The sequence below is a fragment of the Pseudoalteromonas sp. MIP2626 genome (assembly GCF_013414205.1).
GTDB lineage: Bacteria > Pseudomonadota > Gammaproteobacteria > Enterobacterales > Alteromonadaceae > Pseudoalteromonas > Pseudoalteromonas nigrifaciens.
Map to the genome: position 1 here is coordinate 1 of NZ_JAATTW010000041.1, position 21,517 is coordinate 21,517.

At 39.0% G+C, this 21,517-nt stretch carries 18 protein-coding genes; 5 read left to right on the forward strand and 13 right to left on the reverse strand.

Features of this window, described 5'->3' with window-relative positions:
* Nucleotides 1–259: 259 nt before the first annotated feature.
* A complete protein-coding gene (locus tag HC000_RS14250) occupies nt 260–760 on the reverse strand; it encodes a nuclear transport factor 2 family protein (protein ID WP_179807994.1) in 501 nt (166 codons plus the stop codon).
* Between the two features lie 180 nt (nt 761–940).
* Between HC000_RS14250 and HC000_RS14255 the strand changes: the two genes are divergently transcribed.
* Nucleotides 941–1,822 carry an SDR family NAD(P)-dependent oxidoreductase gene (locus HC000_RS14255; RefSeq protein WP_179807995.1) on the forward strand — a complete coding sequence of 294 codons (882 nt, stop codon included), beginning with the start codon at nt 941–943 and terminating at the stop codon, nt 1,820–1,822.
* A 128-nt stretch (nt 1,823–1,950) separates the two neighbouring features.
* On the opposite strand, the gene HC000_RS14260 is transcribed toward HC000_RS14255, so the two are convergent.
* Nucleotides 1,951–2,199: a hypothetical protein gene (locus HC000_RS14260; protein ID WP_011328558.1), complete on the reverse strand. Its 249-nt coding sequence runs from the start codon at nt 2,197–2,199 to the stop codon at nt 1,951–1,953.
* A 166-nt stretch (nt 2,200–2,365) separates the two neighbouring features.
* Here HC000_RS14260 and HC000_RS14265 point away from each other — a divergent pair, with 166 nt between their 5' ends.
* The gene (locus HC000_RS14265; RefSeq protein WP_179807996.1) at nt 2,366–2,764 is read left to right on the forward strand and encodes a YkgJ family cysteine cluster protein; all 399 of its coding nucleotides are present in this window, start codon (nt 2,366–2,368) and stop codon (nt 2,762–2,764) included.
* Nucleotides 2,765–2,842: 78 nt separating this feature from the next.
* Here HC000_RS14265 and HC000_RS14270 read toward each other — a convergent pair whose 3' ends face one another.
* Nucleotides 2,843–4,474, reverse strand: coding sequence for a cyanophycinase (locus tag HC000_RS14270; RefSeq protein WP_179807997.1), 1,632 nt, complete (start codon nt 4,472–4,474; stop codon nt 2,843–2,845).
* A gap of 246 nt (nt 4,475–4,720) precedes the next feature.
* Here HC000_RS14270 and HC000_RS14275 point away from each other — a divergent pair, with 246 nt between their 5' ends.
* Nucleotides 4,721–5,308 (forward strand): hypothetical protein, encoded by a 588-nt coding sequence (locus HC000_RS14275; RefSeq protein ID WP_179807998.1) that lies wholly within the window; start codon nt 4,721–4,723, stop codon nt 5,306–5,308.
* Nucleotides 5,309–5,357: 49 nt separating this feature from the next.
* Here HC000_RS14275 and HC000_RS14280 read toward each other — a convergent pair whose 3' ends face one another.
* Nucleotides 5,358–7,553: a UvrD-helicase domain-containing protein gene (locus HC000_RS14280; RefSeq protein WP_179807999.1), complete on the reverse strand. Its 2,196-nt coding sequence runs from the start codon at nt 7,551–7,553 to the stop codon at nt 5,358–5,360.
* A 250-nt stretch (nt 7,554–7,803) separates the two neighbouring features.
* Here HC000_RS14280 and HC000_RS14285 point away from each other — a divergent pair, with 250 nt between their 5' ends.
* Nucleotides 7,804–8,718, forward strand: coding sequence for a M14 family metallocarboxypeptidase (locus HC000_RS14285; RefSeq protein WP_089368508.1), 915 nt, complete (start codon nt 7,804–7,806; stop codon nt 8,716–8,718).
* Nucleotides 8,719–8,796: 78 nt separating this feature from the next.
* On the opposite strand, the gene ccoG is transcribed toward HC000_RS14285, so the two are convergent.
* The 9 genes from ccoG to HC000_RS14330 all read right to left on the reverse strand — a co-directional run bounded on the left by ccoG (nt 8,797) and on the right by HC000_RS14330 (nt 20,484).
* Nucleotides 8,797–10,179 carry a cytochrome c oxidase accessory protein CcoG gene (gene ccoG / locus HC000_RS14290; protein WP_167376935.1) on the reverse strand — a complete coding sequence of 461 codons (1,383 nt, stop codon included), beginning with the start codon at nt 10,177–10,179 and terminating at the stop codon, nt 8,797–8,799.
* 146 nt (nt 10,180–10,325) lie between these two features.
* Entirely contained in the window at nt 10,326–11,744 is a 1,419-nt protein-coding gene (locus tag HC000_RS14295; RefSeq protein WP_179808000.1) for a sigma 54-interacting transcriptional regulator, read from the reverse strand.
* Nucleotides 11,745–11,936: 192 nt separating this feature from the next.
* Nucleotides 11,937–12,491: a DUF1439 domain-containing protein gene (locus HC000_RS14300; protein ID WP_011328566.1), complete on the reverse strand. Its 555-nt coding sequence runs from the start codon at nt 12,489–12,491 to the stop codon at nt 11,937–11,939.
* A gap of 93 nt (nt 12,492–12,584) precedes the next feature.
* The gene (locus tag HC000_RS14305; protein WP_179808001.1) at nt 12,585–15,266 is read right to left on the reverse strand and encodes a DUF349 domain-containing protein; all 2,682 of its coding nucleotides are present in this window, start codon (nt 15,264–15,266) and stop codon (nt 12,585–12,587) included.
* Nucleotides 15,256–15,537 carry a DUF1315 family protein gene (locus HC000_RS14310; RefSeq protein ID WP_011328568.1) on the reverse strand — a complete coding sequence of 94 codons (282 nt, stop codon included), beginning with the start codon at nt 15,535–15,537 and terminating at the stop codon, nt 15,256–15,258. The genes HC000_RS14305 and HC000_RS14310 overlap by 11 nt, the downstream gene beginning before the upstream one ends.
* Before the next feature lies 1 nt (nt 15,538).
* A complete protein-coding gene (locus HC000_RS14315) occupies nt 15,539–15,865 on the reverse strand; it encodes a hypothetical protein (protein ID WP_011328569.1) in 327 nt (108 codons plus the stop codon).
* 58 nt (nt 15,866–15,923) lie between these two features.
* Nucleotides 15,924–17,591 carry an AGCS family amino acid carrier protein gene (locus HC000_RS14320; RefSeq protein ID WP_011328570.1) on the reverse strand — a complete coding sequence of 556 codons (1,668 nt, stop codon included), beginning with the start codon at nt 17,589–17,591 and terminating at the stop codon, nt 15,924–15,926.
* Between the two features lie 148 nt (nt 17,592–17,739).
* A complete protein-coding gene (locus HC000_RS14325) occupies nt 17,740–18,867 on the reverse strand; it encodes a M14-type cytosolic carboxypeptidase (protein WP_011328571.1) in 1,128 nt (375 codons plus the stop codon).
* 174 nt (nt 18,868–19,041) lie between these two features.
* On the reverse strand, nt 19,042–20,484 hold the full coding sequence (locus tag HC000_RS14330) for a glyceraldehyde-3-phosphate dehydrogenase (protein ID WP_011328572.1): 1,443 nt from the start codon (nt 20,482–20,484) through the stop codon (nt 19,042–19,044).
* Nucleotides 20,485–20,684: 200 nt separating this feature from the next.
* Here HC000_RS14330 and HC000_RS14335 point away from each other — a divergent pair, with 200 nt between their 5' ends.
* Nucleotides 20,685–21,485 carry a DUF2989 domain-containing protein gene (locus tag HC000_RS14335; RefSeq protein ID WP_089368513.1) on the forward strand — a complete coding sequence of 267 codons (801 nt, stop codon included), beginning with the start codon at nt 20,685–20,687 and terminating at the stop codon, nt 21,483–21,485.
* Nucleotides 21,486–21,517: the final 32 nt, after the last annotated feature.

The window sequence follows — 21,517 nt, forward strand, 5'->3', positions numbered from 1 at the left end:
ACAGTGGTAGTATTTTGTATCGACCAAACTAACCTGACGTTTTCTTGCGATAGCCATGTGACACCCTGCTTAATTATTGCACTAAAAAGAGCATAGTTAATTACACTGATATTACAAATATTAAGATGGGTGTCTGTTTAATATCTCTCCATACCGACCAACTTTAAAAGCCTTTTAAATAACCAAAATCAATTACTTCGCAACACGCTCAGTTACTTTATTGCTACCTTTCCTGAATTTTTAAAAAATTTACAGTAACCTAGTTTGGCATGCAGTTTCCGCTATAAACCACTTTGCTATATTCACCTGAAAAATCACTGATGCTTACCGAGTTTATTATAAATGCACTTTTGCTGATCAGCCATTGACCGTCACTTTGCTTTTCAAATTCGTCGAGGTAGTAGCCACCTAGTTGCACATGGAGCTTATCTTTGGTGTTGATACTTTGAAAGCGAAGGTTAATTTTAGTCTTGGCTGTATTGTCGGTGAGCTCTAAAAAAACCGGGTTTTGCGCGTGATGCATATCAACTATATGGTCGTGGCAACCAAGATCTTTAAAAACAGCCACAAAATCTTCTCGTCGATTAAATTGGCCAATGTGACCAAAGTTAATATCTACTTCGCCGCTAATAAAGCAATTAGTTACCAGCTCAGGTTGTTTTTCATCGCAGGCATTTAGGTAGCGATATTTCAATTCTAATATTGATTGCTTGTCTTCTAGTTGCTGTAAACGTTGCTCGGTAGTCTTTATATATTTCATAGCAGTCCTTTGTTTTTTGGTTGATTTTTAAGCTAGGCTTTTATACTAAGGCTTTACATGCTAATTTCAATACAAATATATCTTTATTACCAATATGGCTGCTATCGAAACTAAGTTGAGCTGTTTAGCTAATTTAACCTTTAGTATTTTTTATGTGTCGTTTTTTAAGTGAGGGAATTCATGCAACAGGAAGAAGCAAAAGTTGCCATTGTAACCGGTGCTAGTCGCGGTGCAGGCAAAGGCATTGCCTTAGCTTTAGGTAAAAAAGGCATGACAGTTTATGTTACTGGCCGCAGTATAAAAACAGGCTCAGTTTTAGGGTGGGATGGCTCGGTATTACCCGGAACAGTATATGAAACTGCCGAGCAAATTAATCAAGCAGGTGGTATAGGTATTGCTGTGGTGTGCGATCACAGTGACGATGCACAAACCGCCGCATTATTTGCTCAGGTTGAAAAAGAGCAAGGCCGATTAGATATTTTGGTTAATAACGCTGCATTTATTCATGATCAATTAGTTGAACAAAAGCCATTTTGGGAAAAAGAGATTGATGCGGGTAAAATTTTAGATGTAGGTTTACGCTCTGCTTACGTGGCTAGTTGGCATGGCGCAAAACTAATGGCTAAGCATAACAGTGGCTTAATTATGTTTGGTTCATCATTTGGTGCTAGTTGTTATATTCATGGGCCTGCTTATGGTGCACAAAAGGCGGGCCTTGATAAGCTTGCTCATGATATGGCGGTAGACTTTAAAGGCACAGGTATGCGTGCTGTATCTATTTGGATGGGGCCACTCTTAACCGAACGTTCGGCCATTATAGGTAAACTAGATAAAGAGCAATACCAGCAGTTTATGGCAACCGCAGAGTCACCAGAATTTATTGGTGATATTGTTTATGCTATTGCTAATGACCCTAAAGGTGACGAGCTTAACGGGCACACTGTAATTGCTGCCGAAATAGCTAAGCATTTTAATATTACCGACAGAGAAGGTTTGCAGCCACCATCTTATCGCGAAATGTTAGGTTCGCCGAATAAGCCAAACCCTGCCATTATTTATTAATAAGTTATAGATGAGGCTGTTGAAGTTGATAGCGCCTATAAACCTTAAATAAGCTTATAGGCTAAAAACAAAATAAACGCCGCTTTAATTTAACAGTTTAAATTAAAGCGGCGTTTTAACTATTATAGTTAATGCTTGCGCCCTACACCATTACGTACCATGTCTTGCCCTGTTTGGAATACGTTTTCTGTAATCATGCGTGCTAAAAGTAGCTTTTGATTATCGTCAAATACTGCTACAAAGCGGCTGCCATCTGCGTTATTTGTTGCCATACCAATGCCTGCAACACCTTTTAAGCCAAAACCACCGCTTTCTACATTAAGTAAAAAACTTTCAAGGTCGGCTAGGTTATCAATTACACTTTGCTCTTCACTCATTTTTTATAACTCTTTTAATCATGCTCCGCGTACTGCAAAGCTTAGTAATACAATATGCTCGCTATTTTATATACTCTTGGTAGAAACTTAAACCTTTTCGCCAACAACACCGCATATCAATATAAGTGCTACACTGTGGCCTGGTTATTATGCTAACTGGCAAACTATGAAAGACTGTAATCAATGCGGTAAATGTTGTATTAAATACGGCGATGGCGACTTGAGTGCTACCCAAGAAGAAATTGATTTATGGGAAATATTTAACCCTGAAATCTTTGAATTTGTTAAAAATAATGAAATATGGTTCGATCCTAAATCGGGCGTTAGGCTAAGCAGATGCCCTTTTTTAGAGGTTGAGCCTAAAACAAACCCACTAGCGCAAAATAAATACACTTGCAGTATTTACTTAGACCGCCCCGAAGACTGCCGTCATTATCCGAGCCTAATAGCTGAAATGATCAGAGATGAATGCGAAATGATTGAAATAACTGATCTGTCGCAGCCAATAAAAGCGCAAATAAAACTAGATTTTATCATGCGTGATAGCCGCCCTGCTGGCTACTAATTATTAATACGGCCAATGTAGTTTTATAAACAATATTTTGGCCGTTTTAATTAAACACGTTCTAGTAAACTTTCAGAACTAAAATGTACTCACTGCAAGTTCTAAATGACTTATAGCACAGCCATATTGATCCTTATTAATACGATGATACGCAGTGTTAGCTTGTACACTTAAGCTCAATATAAACTGATCTTGTTGGGCAACTGTACTTTGTTCTTGGCTTAAACACATAGCTTGAATAAGTGAGCGTAATTTTGCATTCGTTAATATAGAGCCAAATCGTTGTAGCGGTAATGCTGGTATTTTAATACTTGCTAAAGCTTTATTAATGCTGCGCTGGCTTAGGGTAAAATCTTCATTTGCAATATCAATAACGCTGCCTGCAGGCCAGTATGAGTAGTTATAATGCTGATTGCCTTTTGCTTTTAAATATACCACACCACTTTTACCTATTACGGTAATTAAGTTACCTGCGGATGACTTTATAACGACTAATGCCGTGGCTTCATCAATACCAAAACCAAACTTTTGTTGCGTTTTATCAAGTACTGTTGCCAACCTTAATGTACGGTTTTGTTCACTAAAGTGAGTATCGATCATGCCATAATTAAATGTTGCAAGGCCACCAGCAAGATTAAACATAGAACTATCGTTAATATCTGCCTGTAAAGCCAAAAGGCTCGACCCTTTAGTAATTGTAGCTATGTTACCACTTGTGTTTTTGCCACCGCTTTGAATAGCCGCCCCCGCGCCGCTACCTATAACAACAGGGCGTGTTTGCAATGCTTTAGTCCACGGGTAAGCTTGGTTGTTTTCATCAAACAGTACGCTGCGCGTTAAGTCTTGCTCGCCATTATTAAAAATCACTCCTGTACTGTTGTTTATTAGCTTTACCAAGCTATTAACGCCATTACTGCAAAGGGTATTTTCTGCTTGGATGCGATCGGGATAAATAGCCTCACGGTTATACAAGCGCATTTCTGATTGCCTATATTGTGGTAATTTTTCACAGGTGTTTGTAGTAATTGCTTTAACTAATGCAGGGGTCAATGCTAACCATTGGCTGTTTACACTTGCCGTGCTCAATAAACCTTGAGTAAAATCGGCAGCAGCATAAGGGTCTCGGCTTGCTGCTGTAATTGCCAACACACTTGGTTGCTCGTTAGCTACCTTTAAACTACCCGTTATAAATTGCAGTATATTGTTTATAGCCGGTTCATTATTCAAACTAGGGTTAACTTGCTCCGCTAATCGCTGCCCTTGAGAACTCAACTGAGGCACTTCAAGCATATCCATAACAAAATGATACTCTTGCTCCGACAGGCTATTAAGCTGGGTATTATCAATATCGCGCCAGTGCCATAACAGTGCAGGCTTAGTTATTGATGTTGATGATTTAGCCTTTATCGCAAGTAAAACTTTAACTGTACTGCTTTTAACTTCTTGATTAGTACTCGGCCACTGCTGAGTGATTTTTTTAACTTTTTCAGCCGTAACGCTAAATAAATGCTCTGCTTTACCCGCTATTTGGGTGTTTTTATCGCACTGTTGCATGTTTAAACTACTGCAGCTACTTAGCTCGCTACCAACTAAAATTAACGTTTGGCTTTGCTCTGCGGCCGTTAAACTAGCACAAAACGTAATGCTTAATAACACAGCTAAAAAGCGGACCAATTGTTGTTGTCTATAATGTGTAAATGCATGCGTCATGATATAACCCAAATAAAAAGTGGCTTGTAATTACATCATGTTAATTTTTAATAACTTGGGCTGCAACTTTATATCTTAATCTAGCTCTAGGGTTAAGCTAATAACGCGCCGTATCGCTTTGTTTAGCTAAAGATACTAACTACCTAAAACGGTTAAAGACTAACTAAACAAAATTAAACACGCTGTTTATTGAGCCGGTGTTTTGTTTAACTTATGCTTATATTTTAGGCAACCCGAGTATGGGATATGGATTTTTCTGCTGAAGAAATAGACTTTTTATCTGACTTATTTAAATCCGATCAAAAACCTGCATTACCTCATGAGCCTATGTTAACCATGCAAAGCAGTGTGCCTGTTAGTATTGCGCAGTTACTTAGCAATGCCAATTTAACTCTACTGGCTGAGGTTGCCCATTACCAACTGTGGTTTCCGCTACACTTAAAAATTAATAGCTCCGGCACAATTACACCTACTTTAAGCGCTCCTGAAGTTATTGATACTAAAGGCACTCAACGCAGTTGGCGCTGGAGCCATTTAAATATTAAAAGCCAAGGCTTTTGCATTGAATCAATTTCAAGCACAGGTGTATTTTTAAAGCCCACCGGTAAACACAAAAACCTATCAAAAGTTCAACACGTAGAATTTACCCTACCAAATAAAGAATCTGTATCTATGGATATTGAGCCTGTCAGGCAAAGCAAGCATGGCCTTGCAGCTAAAATAAAACACATTCATACTGGTAAAGAACAATTAAGAGCTTATTTATTTGCCGAACACCAACGTCAATACGCTAATTTATATCAGTATGAACCATTAATTAACTCACCAAGTTAGCGCTTAACAACAGCCTCTGGTTACAGTCACTGCATACTATTGCTTTTTGTTATTTGCTAAACAAAGTAGATGCAATATGAATTGGATAGTTGTCATTTATTAATTCTTTAACAAATAACGACGGCTGTTTAGCATCGGCAATTAAGTAAGCCTTATGTTTTGCTCGGGTAAGCCCCACATATAATAAACGCCGCTCTTCTGAATAAGCAAAGGTGTCTTGGCTAGGTAGTAAAGCCTCCAGCAGCGGATTATTTTGCTGACTGCTCGGAAAGCCAAACTTCCCCTGCTCTAACCCTATAATAATACAGTAATCTGCTTCTAACCCTTTGGCGCTATGCAGGGTTAAAAATGCTACGTTTGCACTTTTTTGTTGTGAGGCTAAATGCTGTTGCACTTTGTTGAGCGTATAACGATAACGGCTCAATACAGCAATACTCGCGTTTGCATGGTGTTTTTGAATAGTATTGATAGTTTGCTGGGTTATTAGCTCTAACGACTTTTTACCTTGGTACACGTCATCTAATAAAATAACTTGAGGCTCAGCCACTTGTGTATGAGTAATAATGAGCTTTTTATACTGCTCAGGGTTTTGCATAACAAAACGCCCCGCTACGTCACTTATACTATTGTTATATCTAAATGTTTTTTGCAACAACGTTAACGAATGACTACCCACTAACTCATTAAAACGTGTGGTAAGTGCTAAGTTACCACCAGAAAACCGATAAATTGACTGCCAATCGTCACCTACAGCGGTAAAACGCACCTTATGACCATGCTTAATTAAACTGTTTAATAAAGCCATACGCGCAGCAGAAATATCCTGAAATTCATCCACTAAAATATGCTGCCATGGCACATTCACTTGCTGCTTATTTACAGCCTGAGTAGCTTGTAAAATCATATCGTCAAAATCAATACAGTTTTGCGCAATGAGTTGCGCTTTATAAGCGCGATGCATAGCAATTAATAACTGCGCGGCCGCACTGTGATGATTAGTGCTTTTTTGATTGCTATTAATTTGACTCGTATTTAATTGATTGGTACTTAGTTGAACAGTATTTAATTGATTATTTTGGCGCTTAAGCCGCTGAGTAATTTCACTATCGGTTAACTGCTCAGCCCTTATAGCTGCTAAGCATTTTAAATATTTATCAACCTCATGCTTAAGCTGCCCTGAGTCTTTTAATATTGCCAGTACTTGCGTAGCATTAAACTTACTTTTATGAGTATCGCAGGATACTAAAGGCTTATCGAGCATAGCAATAAAGGCGCTTAATAATACCGGTTGGGCTTGTACTTGCTCACTTAGCCATGATGTTAGCCAGCTCGACAGCGCGCCAAAATCACTTACAAAAGGCGATATGTCGCAACCTTTACCTGCCTGCTGTAGCAGCTGCAACCCTAACGCATGAAAAGTTAAAACCTCTGGTGACTTGCTTGATAATTTAGCCTGCTGGGCGCGTTTAATAAAGCGTGTTTTAAGCTCTTGCGCCGCTGTTTTATTATAAGCAAGTACCAGTATTTGCTCTGGCATTGCTTGTTTTGTGGCAATTAGATCAAGTGCTTTGGCTACCATAACTGAGGTTTTACCGGTACCTGCAGCAGCCAATACTAAATTTTTATCGTTATTGCGTATTACAGCAAGACGCTGCTCATTAGTTAATGGGTTTGACTCCACGTTATTATAAAAATCAGCTCGTTGAGCAAGTTGCTTGCGCTCATATTTATTACGCAGTTGTGCAATAGCATCATTCTTATTTTTTGCACTGGCCAATACCGATAAAAACTGGCTACTATTTGAAGGTAAATACCCTTGCCACACATTGCGGTTTTGCTGATAGCGCTTGCTCAGTGAAAACACCTCAGCGCTTAAAATTGTGGTATTACTGTCGCGTAAATACTCATCTAACGCAGTGCGCTTTAATAAAGCTTTAGCATTATTTATTTTGTGTTCAAGCGCTTGCGAAAAATATTGGTTAATTGCAATGTTTAGTGCTTTTGCCTGTGCTTTGTTTAAAAAGCTAATAGTAGTATGAGCACTATTTTCACCTAGAGTTAAATTAATTTTGGCGCTAAATATCCGGTTTTGCAACTGCGAAAAATCGTTAAAATCCTTGATTAAAAACGATTGCTTAGTCGCGTTTTTAAACTCAATCACTAAGCTGTCTTGCTCAATGCTGAGTAATTTTATACGGGTGAAAAAACGGCCTAACCAACTGGGTGTGGCAAAGTGCTGTGCCATAATACTCAATATCTAAGTAGGTAATAAAACAATTGTAACATACTCTTTTATAATACATTTAATTTAACAACTTACTGTAACTGAGCTTAGTAAATGGCTAACATTAAAAATAAAAACAGCTGTTTATCGTTTTAGTTTGCGCCTTATTTTAGTCAGCGTTAAGCTGTGCCTTTATTTACTAATTATATTAACTGCATTTGCTATATAGCCTTGTTATAAAGTTAATTATAATTAATATTAAAGGTTTATTATGACTAACAGTACATACCCTATTGGCACACCCGGCACTAAGTGGAATAACAACGATAAAGCCGATTGGTTAACCCGCCAAAATATTAAACGCAGCTATCAAAATGAAGTAGTAACCCTCATTAACGAGCTCAAAGATGAGCTAAATGTAGAACAATATGGCGAACTAAATTACGTTGCAGGCAAATATCCTTTATTTGTTTTAAAAACCGCTGACTTTAACACTAACAAACCTACCGTTTTAATTACCGGTGGAGTACACGGCTACGAAACTAGCGGTGTACACGGCGCGCTTAGGTTTGCAAAAACGGCAGCGCAAAAATATAGTCAGCATTTTAATATTGTAATCGCACCTTGTATTAGCCCTTGGGGTTACGAAACGATAAACCGCTGGAACCCAGAAGCCATTGATCCTAACCGCTCATTTTATGAAGGTAGCCCAGCGCAAGAGTCGGCGGCGATTATGGCGTATGTAAAATCCCTTGAGTTAGATTTAATTGCTCATATTGATTTGCACGAAACGACCGACAGCGACAACAGCGAGTTTCGCCCGGCACTAGCTGCACGCGAAGGCACAGTAAATACTAATTGGAATATTCCCGATGGTTTTTATTTAGTGGCCGATAGCACTAAACCTGAGGCTGCATTTCAAAAAGCCATTATTGATAGCGTAGCAAAAGTAACCCACATTGCCCCAAGTGATGAAAATAACCAACTTATTGGTGTGCCACAAGAGCAATTTGGGGTGATCAACTACGCTGCTCGCGAATTAGGTTTATGTATGGGCTTTACCAATGCACCTTATGTAACCACCACTGAAGTATACCCAGATAGCCCTACAGCAAGTGACGAAGAATGTATTTTGGCACAAGTAGCCGTAATTACGAGCGCATTAGATTACATAATTAATCTGTGATCTGGGTTTAAATATATACAATTAATAATCCTATTAAAATGCCCAAGTAGGTAAACTAGCTTGGGCATTTTTATACTTTTAATTTTTATAAAAGTAACTATCTTTCGTTATGCTAATGCTCGGATCTTCTTCTGCAAAAATAATAAATTTAACTTTACTTACCTTGTTTGAAATATCAAAGCCATCTGCAGTCACTGTTACGGGTATACGCCTCATCATTCCAGGTTGAATTAGTGTTGTATCTGGGCTAGTTAATTTAGCCTCTGCTAAGCCTGATATAGCAATAGTGTAGTGCAATGTTTGTTGGGTTTTATTTATAATCGTTAACGTATAAGGGTTTTCTACTAAACCCTCATAATTTACTCTGTACAAGGCGCCTCTATCGCGCAGTACCGAGGCTTCAATTGGTGTTCTTTGTGCCACCCAAGCAAACATAGCTACAATTAGCATCACGGTCAAAACACCATATCCAACCAATTTAAGCCTAAAAGGGTTGGTTTTTTTACCCGCCATTTGCTCTCCACTAGCGTATTTTATTAACCCTTTTTCATAACCAAATTTATTCATAGTATCGTCGCAAGCATCAATACATAAGCCACAGTTTATACATTCATATTGCAAACCATTTCGAATATCTATTCCTGCTGGGCATACCTCTACACATAAATTACAATCTACGCAGTCACCTAAGTTAAGCGCTTTTGGGTCGGCCTTACGTTTACGTGGGCCACGGTTTTCACCGCGTGCGCTATCGTAAGTAACCACGAGTGTATCTTTATCAAACATAACCGATTGAAAACGCGAATACGGACACGCCACAGTACACATTTTTTCACGTAAAAATCCTGCGTTACCATATGTACACAAAGCAAATAAAAACACCCAAAAGCTGGTAATACCCGACCACTCAAAAGTAAGCATTTCTAAGTACAATGTTTTTGCGGGTATAAAATAAGTTAAAAATGAAGTGGCAGTTAATAGTGATAGCACCAACCAAGCACTGTGTTTAGTAAGCTTTTTACGCCATTTGGTAAAACCCCATGCAGATTTATCAAGCTGTATACGCTGATTACGTGTGCCTTCAACGCGTTGCTCAACCCACGAAAACATCAACATCCAAATAGTTTGAGGGCAAGTATAACCACACCAAACGCGGCCTAACCAGTTGGTTACAAAAAATAGCGCAAAGGCCCCCACCATAAACAACATGGCTACAATAATAAAATCTTGCGGGAATAAAGTTAAAGTGAAAATAGTAAACTTTTGCGTTGCTACATCTAATAGCACCGCTTGTTGGCCGTTATATTGGATCCACGGTATTGCAATAAACGTAAGCATTAATAACCAGCCTAAGTTACGGCGTATACGTTGAAAAAAGCCTTTTTGCTCACGTATATAAATTGGCCCTTCGCTTTTGTAGGGCTTGATGATCATATCTTCTTCTTTAATATCAAACTTCATAGTACATACTTAATCATAACGGATGTTAGTTAAGTATTTGCAACTTTCAGACCAAACTGAAAGCAAAGGCATTACATTGATATTTAAGTGATTTATTTATTATTGAAAACCTCAAACTCGCGAAATAAAGCGATCCTCGCGATATATCACGAAACCTTGCTAATCCCTAACTTGTGCATTTTAGAGCGTAAGGTACTCTCTGGCATACCAAGTTTTGCAGCGGCACCTTTACTCCCCGATATTTGCCAAGCCGATAGCTTAAGCACAGTAATAATATGCTGTTTTTGCATTTCATTGAGCGTTAATGCTGGGTTTATAGTACTTTGTGATATTGCTTGTAATGGCTGACTTAATTGTAAAATAGCTTGCTTAGATAAAATGGCCTCGCGCTCTAGTACATTTTGTAACTCTCTAATATTGCCTGGCCAGTCATAAGCTTGTAGTTGAGAAATTGCCTTATTGCTTAATCCCTTAAGCTGCTTAGTTAAACGTTTATTTAACTGCACTATTAAATTACTACATAAATAAGGAATATCTTCCTTGCGCTCTCTCAGCGCTGGCACTTTTATAGGAAATACATTTAAGCGATAGTATAAATCGATTCTAAAACTGCCTTTTTGCACCATTTCCCATAGATCGCGGTTAGTTGCTGCAATAACGCGAATATCTACCTTTAATGTATTGCTTGCCCCAACACGTTCAAATTCTTGCTCTTGCAACACTCTAAGCAACTTACTTTGCGCTTCAAGCGGCAGCTCTGCTATTTCATCTAAAAATAAGGTACCTTTGTCGGCTAGTTCAAAACGCCCTTTACGGCGCTCATTAGCACCAGTAAACGCGCCTTTCTCATGGCCAAACAGCTCTGACTCTAATAAGCTTGGCGTAAATGCTGCGCAGTTCACTTTTATAAAGGGCTGTTTATTACGCTTACTTAATCTGTATAGGTTTCGGGCAACCAGCTCTTTACCTGTACCATTTTCGCCTAAAATAAGCACTGTGGTATCGGTTTCGCTCACTAACTTAATTTGCTCTAACATGGTTTGAAACACGTGGCTTTTACCTACTAAGCCAGAGTCTTGCCAATCTTCGTTTAATTCTGCTATTAAATAATTATTTTCATCTTGTAACTGTTCACTCAAATGTTTTACTTGTGCAAGTGCATCTTGTAATGCATTTTGTGTTTGTTGCTGCTGAGAAATATCGCGAAATACCGCTACCGCACCTATCAATTCATTATTTCGATAAACTGGTGTCGATGTGTACTCAACAGGGAAAGAGCTGCCATCTTTGCGCCAAAAAACTTCGTTTTTCACTTCACGGCGTTTACCGTCAAACATGGTGCAATATATTTGGCATTCGTCGGCTGGATAAGGCGTGCCATCGGCATGAGTATGATGATGGTATTGATGAATTTTTTTACCTAATAGCGTCTCTGCACTCCAACCTGTCATGCGCTCGGCCGCAGGGTTAACAAACACGGCATTACCCGACAGATCAAAGCCATAAATTCCTTCGCCCACTGCGTTGAGTAATAAACTAGGATCGTTTAAAAATTGTTTTATCATAAAATAGACCTCGCGAAATATCGCGATCATTATGACAATTTAATTAAAAAAGTGCACTGCAAAAATTATTATTAGTAATTAATAGCGCTGGAGGAAGGGAGTGACAATAGAATTACGAAAATACAAAAATTTATGACAGAAAACAAAGCCTAGTTACCTTATTATGCTAACTAGACTTTATTTACAACTAACTTAAAGGCGTGGAACCAATTTTATAGCGCCTGCAACCACTTTCATATCAAGTGGTAGTTTACTTAGCAAGGCCATTTTAGGATCGTTCATATTTAGCTCATACACTGGGTTTACAGCTAAAAAGCGGTTAATAATATCCATAGCTTGTTCGTCTAGCGCACCTAAATTACCTTTAAAACCACCAGCATCAACACTCGAATCTAGTAATTTTATATTACGTAAAAACACCGCTTTTTTCTCGCTGTCGTAAAATGGGCTACCTTCTATTTGCAGCTTTAAGCGTACTGGGTATTTTAATGCAAAAGCACTAATGTTAGCGCTTGAATCGGCGCCTAGCACTACAACATCACGATTTTCTGGACCAATATTTACACTCACATCGTTTACATCAAACTCTACTGGTAATCCCATTAAACTTACCTGTTCGCTTAATTTAGGAAGCTGTTTTGTTAATAACGACTCCACGTCGGCGTTAGTAAATGAATAAACAGACATTCCTTGTGTAGCGTTACATGCAGTTAAAAATAATGCGGCAATAATAAATAATATTTTCATAAAAAACTCTCTAAATTATTATAAGTGATGGGTATAAAAAAGCCGCTTACGAGCGGCTTTTAAAAGAGTAATACTCTATTAGGTGTAACTACACTAAGCTGTAAAAACAGCCTTTAGCCTTGCTAGTGTGTCAGCATCAACTGAACCTTCACTGAGCGCTAACAACTGTTTTAAATAATAGCTTATATCTGCATGTTCGCCACGATGCTTATCATCTAACATGGCAACTTGCTCTGCCATTCTTTGCATTGCATCATTACTACTTACATTAGCTAAAATTTCCATTCTAGTAAGTAACTGTGCGCTACTAAGTGATGTTTTAAGTGCAGCTTGGTACTGGCTCGGTATCGCTTCATTGTTTTCAAGAGCGTTAAATAAGGCCACTAAATTAGCTTGTTCGGCTTTGCTCGTTAGCCCTGCAAGCTTCTCTTCTATGGCGCTAAGTAACGACGTTACTTTTGGCGATAGTGACTTAAACTGGGTATACCCTTTAACTTTAGTTTCTAAGTCGTGTAATTGCGCTTTTTCGTTAATTTGACCCAGCGCCAATTCAAGTTCGTTAAGCTCAGCGACTACTTGCTTGTCGTTTTCGCTTTGATCTAACTTTTGCTGTTCAAACTCGCTACTGCGTTTAGTAAAAGTTTCGTCGTTAAATTGACGAAATTTTTGCCATAAGGCATTTTCAGCTTTTAAGCCGGCAAAGCCAATTGCTTGCCACTGCTGCTGTAATTGTTTTAGCTCTTGGCATGCTGCTGCTAGGTCATCACTTTGTGATAATTGCTGCGCTTGCTCTACTAATGCATTTTTAAGTACCGCATTGCCTTTATGAAACGCATTTAACGCCGCTAGCACACGCTGCTGCTCGTTTTTATAACGATCGTTTAATACACGGTACGTTTTAGGGTCAACTTTACCCACACTGCGCCATGCTTTGTTTAAACGATTGTATTGGCTTTCAAACTGCTTCCAATCAAAACCCTGCTCGTCAGTTGCGAGTAAGTGCAGTGCATGCATGTCAGCAATAATACTTTCGCGCTGCGCTTTTGACGCTTCACGTTGTACTTCTTGCTCTGCAAAATAGTTACGGCAAGGTGCAAACAATAATTCGATTTTTTGATCAAATTGCTCACCTTGTTGCTTTTCTTCGTCTGTATCTAAGCGGCCAAGCTCATTCCAACGTTTACGCAACACTTTAACTTGATCAGCCCGTTGCTGGGGATCTACGCACTCCTCTAAAGCGAGCGTGCTAACTTCTTCAAGTAATGCTTCGCGCTTTGGTGCTGCAGCATATTTTTGCCAATCTTTGGCGTCAGCTAGCTGCGCTTCTAAATCGGTTTTTAAGCTTACAAGTGGTTGCTGATACTGCTCAGTTAAGGTATTAAATAACTCTTCAAAGCCTTTAAACACACCAAATGCAACGTTAAAACGACCTTCTTCTATTAGGCGCTTTACATCACGGGCTTTGCGTTTAGCTTGGCTTTGATTTTTTTCAAGCGGTTTTATCAACTCGTTCATTGGCACTAAAAATTGCTTTTTATGCGCATTAAGTTGTGTTTTAAACGTACCTTGCAATGCACTATCTAATATATTTAGATGATTACGCGCTGCTTTAAAACCACTATTAAATGCAGCTAGGGTTTCGTCGTATTGGGCTAAATCGGCTGCTGGTTTTATTTCACACAGTGCAGTAAATGCCAGCTTATAATCTTTAATAGCAGACGTTAGCTCAGGTAATTTAGCTACTTGAGTAAATGACTTTTCTAACTTATTAATAACCTGCTTTGATTGCGGGTTATTGGCTAACTCTGTTTCATTTATTGCTTGTTGAGCCTGCGCTACTTTTGCATCAAGCCAATCTTGCTGAATTTGCTCTGGCGTTTCTAGGCCAAGTTGTAATGCATTTTCAATTTCTTCACTTAAAGCTTCAAGCGTTGCTAATGCCAACAGTTGACGCTGTTGTAGTGCAAGTAATTGCTGCTCTTTATCGTGCTCACTGCGAAGCTGTGCAATATGGGCATTTAGCTTTTCGGTAATTGTGCTGTACTTTTCGTTTAACAGTTTTACTTGCTCAGTGCTAAGCCATTTAAGCTCTAAGGCTTGCCATTGCGCCATTAACTCACCGGCTTTTGGGTTTACTAATGCAAAATCATTCTTATCGCGCAGCGCATTTAGCTTAGCTAAAATAACACGGGTTTCCCCCTCAACTTGCGCTGGCATTTCAATTGCTAAACGCTCGTTTTCTAAATGCGTGTTAAGCGCTGTTTTAGCACTGTTTTGTGCATGCTTTAATAATGGTTTAGTTAACTGGTGGGTAATAACCAGCTCAACTAGTTGCGCTTGTAACTCTTCGCTGCCCTCTTTAAAGGCTTTTTCTATTAGTTTAGGGTTTCCTAGGCGCTTTAGTAACTTAACCCGCACTTGCAACTCTTTTTCTGCAAAGGCAAGTTTTTCAAGGGTTTTTACTGGTGCAAAACGCTCTATATATTCGCTTTTAATTTGCGGCGACAGTGTACTTTCGCTACTTAAAACTGCGCTAGATATTTGTTGTTCAGCAATATCTTTTAATGCTTGATCTTGTTTATAGGCTTTCCACCACAGTGGCAAGTCGTTTACTTTTTGCAGTGCCTTACGACGAATTTCTGCTGAGCTATCTTCCAGCGCTAAAGTGCTTAAAATTATTGCGTCGCGTTGTACATCTAACTTTTCGATTGCGTCTAGACGTATTTGCAGCTTTGGGTGTTTCCATTTTGGCGTAAAAAGGTGTTTAAAGATCATGTTCACTAAACCTAGCTATTTCGTTATCTGAGTTAAATTCTTTTTGCAGTTGTGCTTTTGTTTTTTGCACCATTTCGCCATTTGCACCAATAGTAAATTGCTCATTCGATTGAGCAACTTTTGCTTGATACAACATAACTAACTGCACTGTTTGCTGTTTTTGTTCATCTGATAAAGGAGTGCCATCTGGCCATTTGCCAGTTGCTGCTCCGTATTGCAAACGTTCAAATAATTCTGGGGTAATATTTTGTACAAGATTGTCGATATTCATGTCATTTTTTCTTTTTTAGAGTCACTAAAATAATACGATTAATAAGGTACCAAATACACCCCACGCCAATAGCGATGGTGTAAGCATACCACTGAGGTGTTTTTTCTTGCGGTTGTAAGAAGTACAAACAGAAAAAACCGCCTAAAAATAGGATAAGTGCTAAAAATGAGTGAGTTATAAACATTTGCTGTTTTTTAATTCGCTGCTCACGTTGAAGCTGTTGAACTTGCTCATTATTTAAGTCGGCAACGTTACTTTCGCAATGCGGACATTGCGCGTGTTTATCTGATATTGATTTGGCACATTTAGGGCAACGGATAATCGCCATACATCTCTCCATACTACGCATAAAAAAAGCGCCTTGCGGCGCCTTTATTGTACTTGTTTTATTTCTCGTTGTCTTTTTTGAATTTGACCCAGTAGTCATCTACCGATTCTTTCATCTCTTTACGCAATAACATAATGCCAATTAAGTTAGGTAGTGTCATTACAACAATAGCCACTGCCGCTAACTTCCATACCAAGGTAGTATCGGCGAACGATGCCCAAAAGAATGCAGCCACATAAAATACGCGATACGGCATTACTGAGCGATGCCCTAATAAGTAAATCATTGCGCGATCTCCATAGTACGACCAAGCAATGGCAGTAGAGAACGCAAACAGCAATAAGCCTATTGATACAATGTACTGGCCACTATCGCCAAAGTAACCACGTTTAAAAGCCTTGGTAGTTAGCTCTGCTGAATGTACCAATGATTTGCCCACTAAACTAATGCTGTCATCTGTTGGCATGCCATCTATTACTTCTACAACACCTGTGTATTTGTGCTTTTCAGTAATACCAAAGCGTACATCCTCTGCAATTGAGCGTGAATGTAGTACCGTAAAACCTGTACTCAATGCCTCACCATTAACCACTTCAATATTGCCGGTAAACGTCTCTATATTACTTTTTTGACCATTAAGGTATTTATAGAGGTCTTCGCGCTGTGTTTGGTTTTCTTCTGTGTAATCGCCTTTAATAATACTCATAGCCGAGCGCTCAAAATGAGTTTGAAATTTTTCATTCCACACCCCCGAGGATAAAATAACCAACCCCGTAAGCGTACAAATAATAATGGTATCGATAAACGGTTCTAGGATAGATACTATACCCTCTGATACTGGCTCATCAGCTTTTGCCGAAGCATGCGCTATAGGCGCAGAACCTTGACCCGCTTCGTTAGAGAATAAACCACGGTTTACACCCCGGTTAAACGCATAAGCAAATGACGCCCCCAAGAAGCCACCTGCGGCAGCAGAGCCAGAAAATGCGTCCATAAATACAGCAGAAAATGAAGGACCGATGTTTTCAGCGTTATAAAAAATAACAGCCAGAGCACCAATAATATAAATAGCCGCCATTAACGGTACTACGCGTGATGTAATTGCTGCAATACGCTTAATGCCGCCTAATATAACCAAGGCAAGTAAAATAGATAACACTGCACCTGTGGCCATAGGCGCAAAACCAAAGGTGGCTTCCATACCTTGTGCAATATTATTAATTTGTGGCAGGCTGCCTGTACCAAACGAGCTAATTACAGTGGCTACGGCAAATAAAATGGCCAGCCATTTCATGTTAAGGCGTTTATCCATGTAATACATTGGGCCGCCAGACATAGTGCCATCTTCAGTTTTTTCACGGTATTTATGCGACAAGGTAACTTCTACAAACTTGGTAGTCATACCAAAAAATGCGGTCATCCACATCCAAAACAACGCCGCAGGCCCACCAATTGATATAGCCAGTGCTACGCCACCAATATTACCTGTGCCTACTGTGCCCGATAGTGCTGTAGCAAGTGCTTGAAAGTGAGTGGTATCCCCTTCTGTATCTTTTTTATCAAACTTACCCGAAACAACTTGGCAAGCATGTTTAAAATACCGTATTTGGGGAAATTTTAAATAAATAGTAAAAAATAAACCAACCCCTAATAACACATAAGGAAACCATACTGCTCCTCCTAACATGCCATCTAGGCTATCTAAAAGTTGTCCGAATGCATCCACGCTAAATTCCTCTTATTATTTTATTTTGAAATTGCTGACTAAACATTCGTTAAGCCACAGTTTATTGTGCCGTTGCGCACTTGTTATTTTTGTAAGTGTTGTAACAAAAAAGGGCAACATTTTAATGTTGCCCTTACCTTATACTAATTTATCTTAATTTATCAACGACATTTACGATAGCCGCCAAAGTATCTTGGCCAAATTGATATGAACGACGATCTGACCAACCGTAATCTGGGTCGGGTAAGTCGTTATTATCTTTAAATGGCATTTCGACTGTATAGGTAAGCGCCTTAAATTCTTCTGCTGTTGCAGATGAACCTACTGTAAGGTTAGCTTGGCCTGGCTCGTCTTTAGGGTAGCCATGTTCGTCTTGAAACTCAGGAGTAATGGTTAACAAAGCAGCTTTAAAGCTATCTTCTAGATCTTTTAAGCGCGCATCATAACTTGGAATGCCTTCACTGCCGGCTACAAAGTTATACGGGATTGCTTCATCACCATGAATATCAAGGTGCATATCTAGGCCTGTTTCACGCATTTTATTAAGCACTAAATAAACTTCTGGGCTATTTTCCATGCTCGGCGTTTGCCATTCACGGTTTAAGTTAACGCCTTTAGCGTTAGTACGTAAGTGCCCACGAGCACTACCATCTGGGTTCATGTTTGGCACAATATAAAATACTGCTTTTGATAGTAATGCAGCAGCATGCGGGTCTTCGTCATCAAGTAGTTTGTGAAGTATTCCCTCTACAAACCACTGCGCCATTGTTTCACCCGGATGCTGGCGAGCTGTGATCCAAATGTTTTTCTTATCTGCACTTGGCTCACCAATTTTAAGTACGCTCATGTCGCGGCCATCAAGGGTTTCGCCCAATGTTTCTAATTGGCAAATTTGCTGGCTTTGCGCCCACGTAAGTAAATCTAAATGACGCTCATAGCTATATGGTGCAAAATAAGCAAAATAAACACTGCCGCACTCTGGCTCTATTTCAAAGCTTAATGTGCCATTTTCGTAGCTTGAAGGTACACGAAACCACGTTTGACGGTCATACGATGCAACCGCCTGATAATCTACCCAGCCATCTGGATAAGCTGAATTTTCGAGCTTGTTTATATTTAGCTTATGTAATTGGTAAGGGGTTGTTTCTAGGCGAAAATGAAACCACTGATAAAATTCAGACTGGAAATCGTTATTAATCTCTAACTGGATATTTAATGGATCGGTGGCTTCAATAACCTTAATATTACCACTATCGAAATTGCTACTGATTTTCATGACAAAAAACCTATAAGTTGACTAAGTGTCTCTGGACTGCATAAATAGCCAGGATGTAAGTACGCTGCGATTAGCCGTATCTAATGTATAAAGCGTACCATAAGCGCTGCGCTTTAAAAATATTGATAATCAAAAAAGCCAGCAAATGCTGGCTTTTGTATAACGACTAATAAATTAGTGAGGTAAGCTTGGGAATGCCACTTCGGCCATATCGCGCATACAACGTACCACTTGGCAGCTGTAACCAAATTCATTATCGTACCAAACGTAAAGTACAATACGGTTGTCATCAACAATAGTTGCTTGCGAGTCAACCACACCAGCGTAACGACTACCTACTAAATCGGTAGATACGATTTCAGTAGAAGCGGTGTAATCAATTTGGTCGCGCAGGTCTGAGTGAAGTGCGGTATCGCGTAAAAATGCATTTAGCTCTTCTACCGAGGTGCTCTTTTCTAAGTTTAGGTTCAAAATAGCCAGCGACACGTTAGGTGTAGGTACGCGAATTGCGTTACCCGTTAGTTTGCCCTCAAGCTCTGGTAGTGCTTTTGAAACCGCTTTTGCAGCGCCTGTTTCAGTAATTACCATGTTAAGTGCAGCAGCACGGCCACGGCGGTCTGCTTTGTGGTAGTTATCAATTAAGTTTTGGTCATTAGTATACGAGTGAACCGTTTCTACGTGACCATTTTTAATGCCAAACTTATCGTTTAATGCTTTAAGTGTTGGTGTAATGGCATTAGTTGTACAGCTTGCTGCACATACAATTTTGTCTTCAGGTAAAATATCTTTGTTATTTACACCATATACGATGTTTTTGATATTACCTTTAGCAGGAGCCGTTAATAGTACTTTAGCAGCGCCTTTACATTCTAAATGCTGACCAAGGCCTGCTTCATCTTTCCAAATACCTGTGTTATCAACAATAAGTGCATTGTCGATGCCGTAGGCTGTGTAATCTATTTCGCTAGGAGAGTTAGCGTAAATAACCTGGATGTAGCTACCATTAGCTTTAATTGCATTACGTTCTTTATCAACAGTGATAGATCCATTAAATGGACCGTGAATTGAATCACGACGTAATAAACTGGCACGTTTTTCAAGGTCGCCATCTTTACCACCACGTACAACAATTGCGCGTAGGCGTAAGTCAGCATAAGGACCTGATTTTTCAATTAGTAGGCGTGCAAGTAAACGGCCAATTCGACCAAAGCCATAAAGCACCACATCGCGTGATTCTTTAGCTGGTAAATCAGCAATTTCAGCGAGCTCATCTTTTACAAACTCTTCAACAGAACGACCGTTTGCAGCATCATTATACAAATAGCTGTAAGCAAGCTTACCAATATCGATACGTGCAGAGTTTAAATCCATTTTGCTAATCGCTTCTAAAAATGGGAAGCTTTCACGTAAACGTAATTTTGTACCTTCAAACTGCGCAACTGATTTGTGAGATTTGATAATTTCAATTGGGCTTGCATTTACAAGTGGGCGGCCATAAACAGCAATTTCGATACCACGACTACGATAAAGCTTACCAATGATTGGTTGCATGCTTTCTGCGTAACCTTGGCGTTCTTGCCAACTATTTGTGTATTCTAACTCGTGAGATGAGGTCATTTTATTTACCTAAGTTAAACATTTTTGAACGGATAGCCCTAGAGCATTTAACCATCAAAAGTTGAAATGATTTCGACCCTGATAAGTCAACGCACTCTAGTGACTTCCCTATTCTAATTTAATCTTGCTTTATTCTCTACTGTTAGAGGCTAAATGATTGCGTTAGAATAACATTATATTAATATATTTAAGGGTTGAGGATGGTTATAAGACTAATAGTAGTGCTTGGAGTACTCACCTTAGCCGGATGTGAAAAGCCACTAAGCTTGGCCCAAGTATGTAAAGAAACGCCCGGTTTTTGCAACGATCTAAATAAAGATAATCATTGTCGGGAGCAGCGTTCTAACACTATTTTGCAGCGTTATATTGAATATAAGCACCCAACTGATGAAAATAAATATCAGCTACTTAAAGAGTTTGAATCATATAATCAGTGTATTACGCTTGCAGCTAAAATTGAGCATATAAAATTAAAAGAAAAAAAGACCTCTCGTGTAGAAGGTAAATTAACCAGTATTAAAGAAATGACGCGATTATATCAAGATACTAAAAGTACTAATCACCCAGGCTTACTTTACTATCATTGGTCGCGTAATAACGATCAGCGAGCACTGACTAAATTTTTAGCTTTGGAGCATGATGAAAGGGTGACAACAAGTGCTGAAATGCAACTTTTTTTGGCATCGTATTATATTAAATTTGATGATGATAAAACGATTGATTTGCTCTACAAAACATTAGAACTTAATAAAGCACAGCAAATACCTGATCCCGAGGTGTTTACCTCTTTGGTCAGTTTGTTTTATAAACAACAAAATTATAAACATGCCTATGTTTTTTCTAAAGTTGCGCAGATGTCGGGGATAGAAAACGTTGATATATTTGCTGTAGAGCAGCAATTGGCAAGCAGCAGAAAAAATCTTGATAGTTTAGATTCATTAGCGCAACAAACTTTTCAGCAAATTCGCGCTGGTAAGTTTGTATCACCTAGGGAGTTTTAAGTAACCTAGGCGTAGTTAAATAAAACATTAAT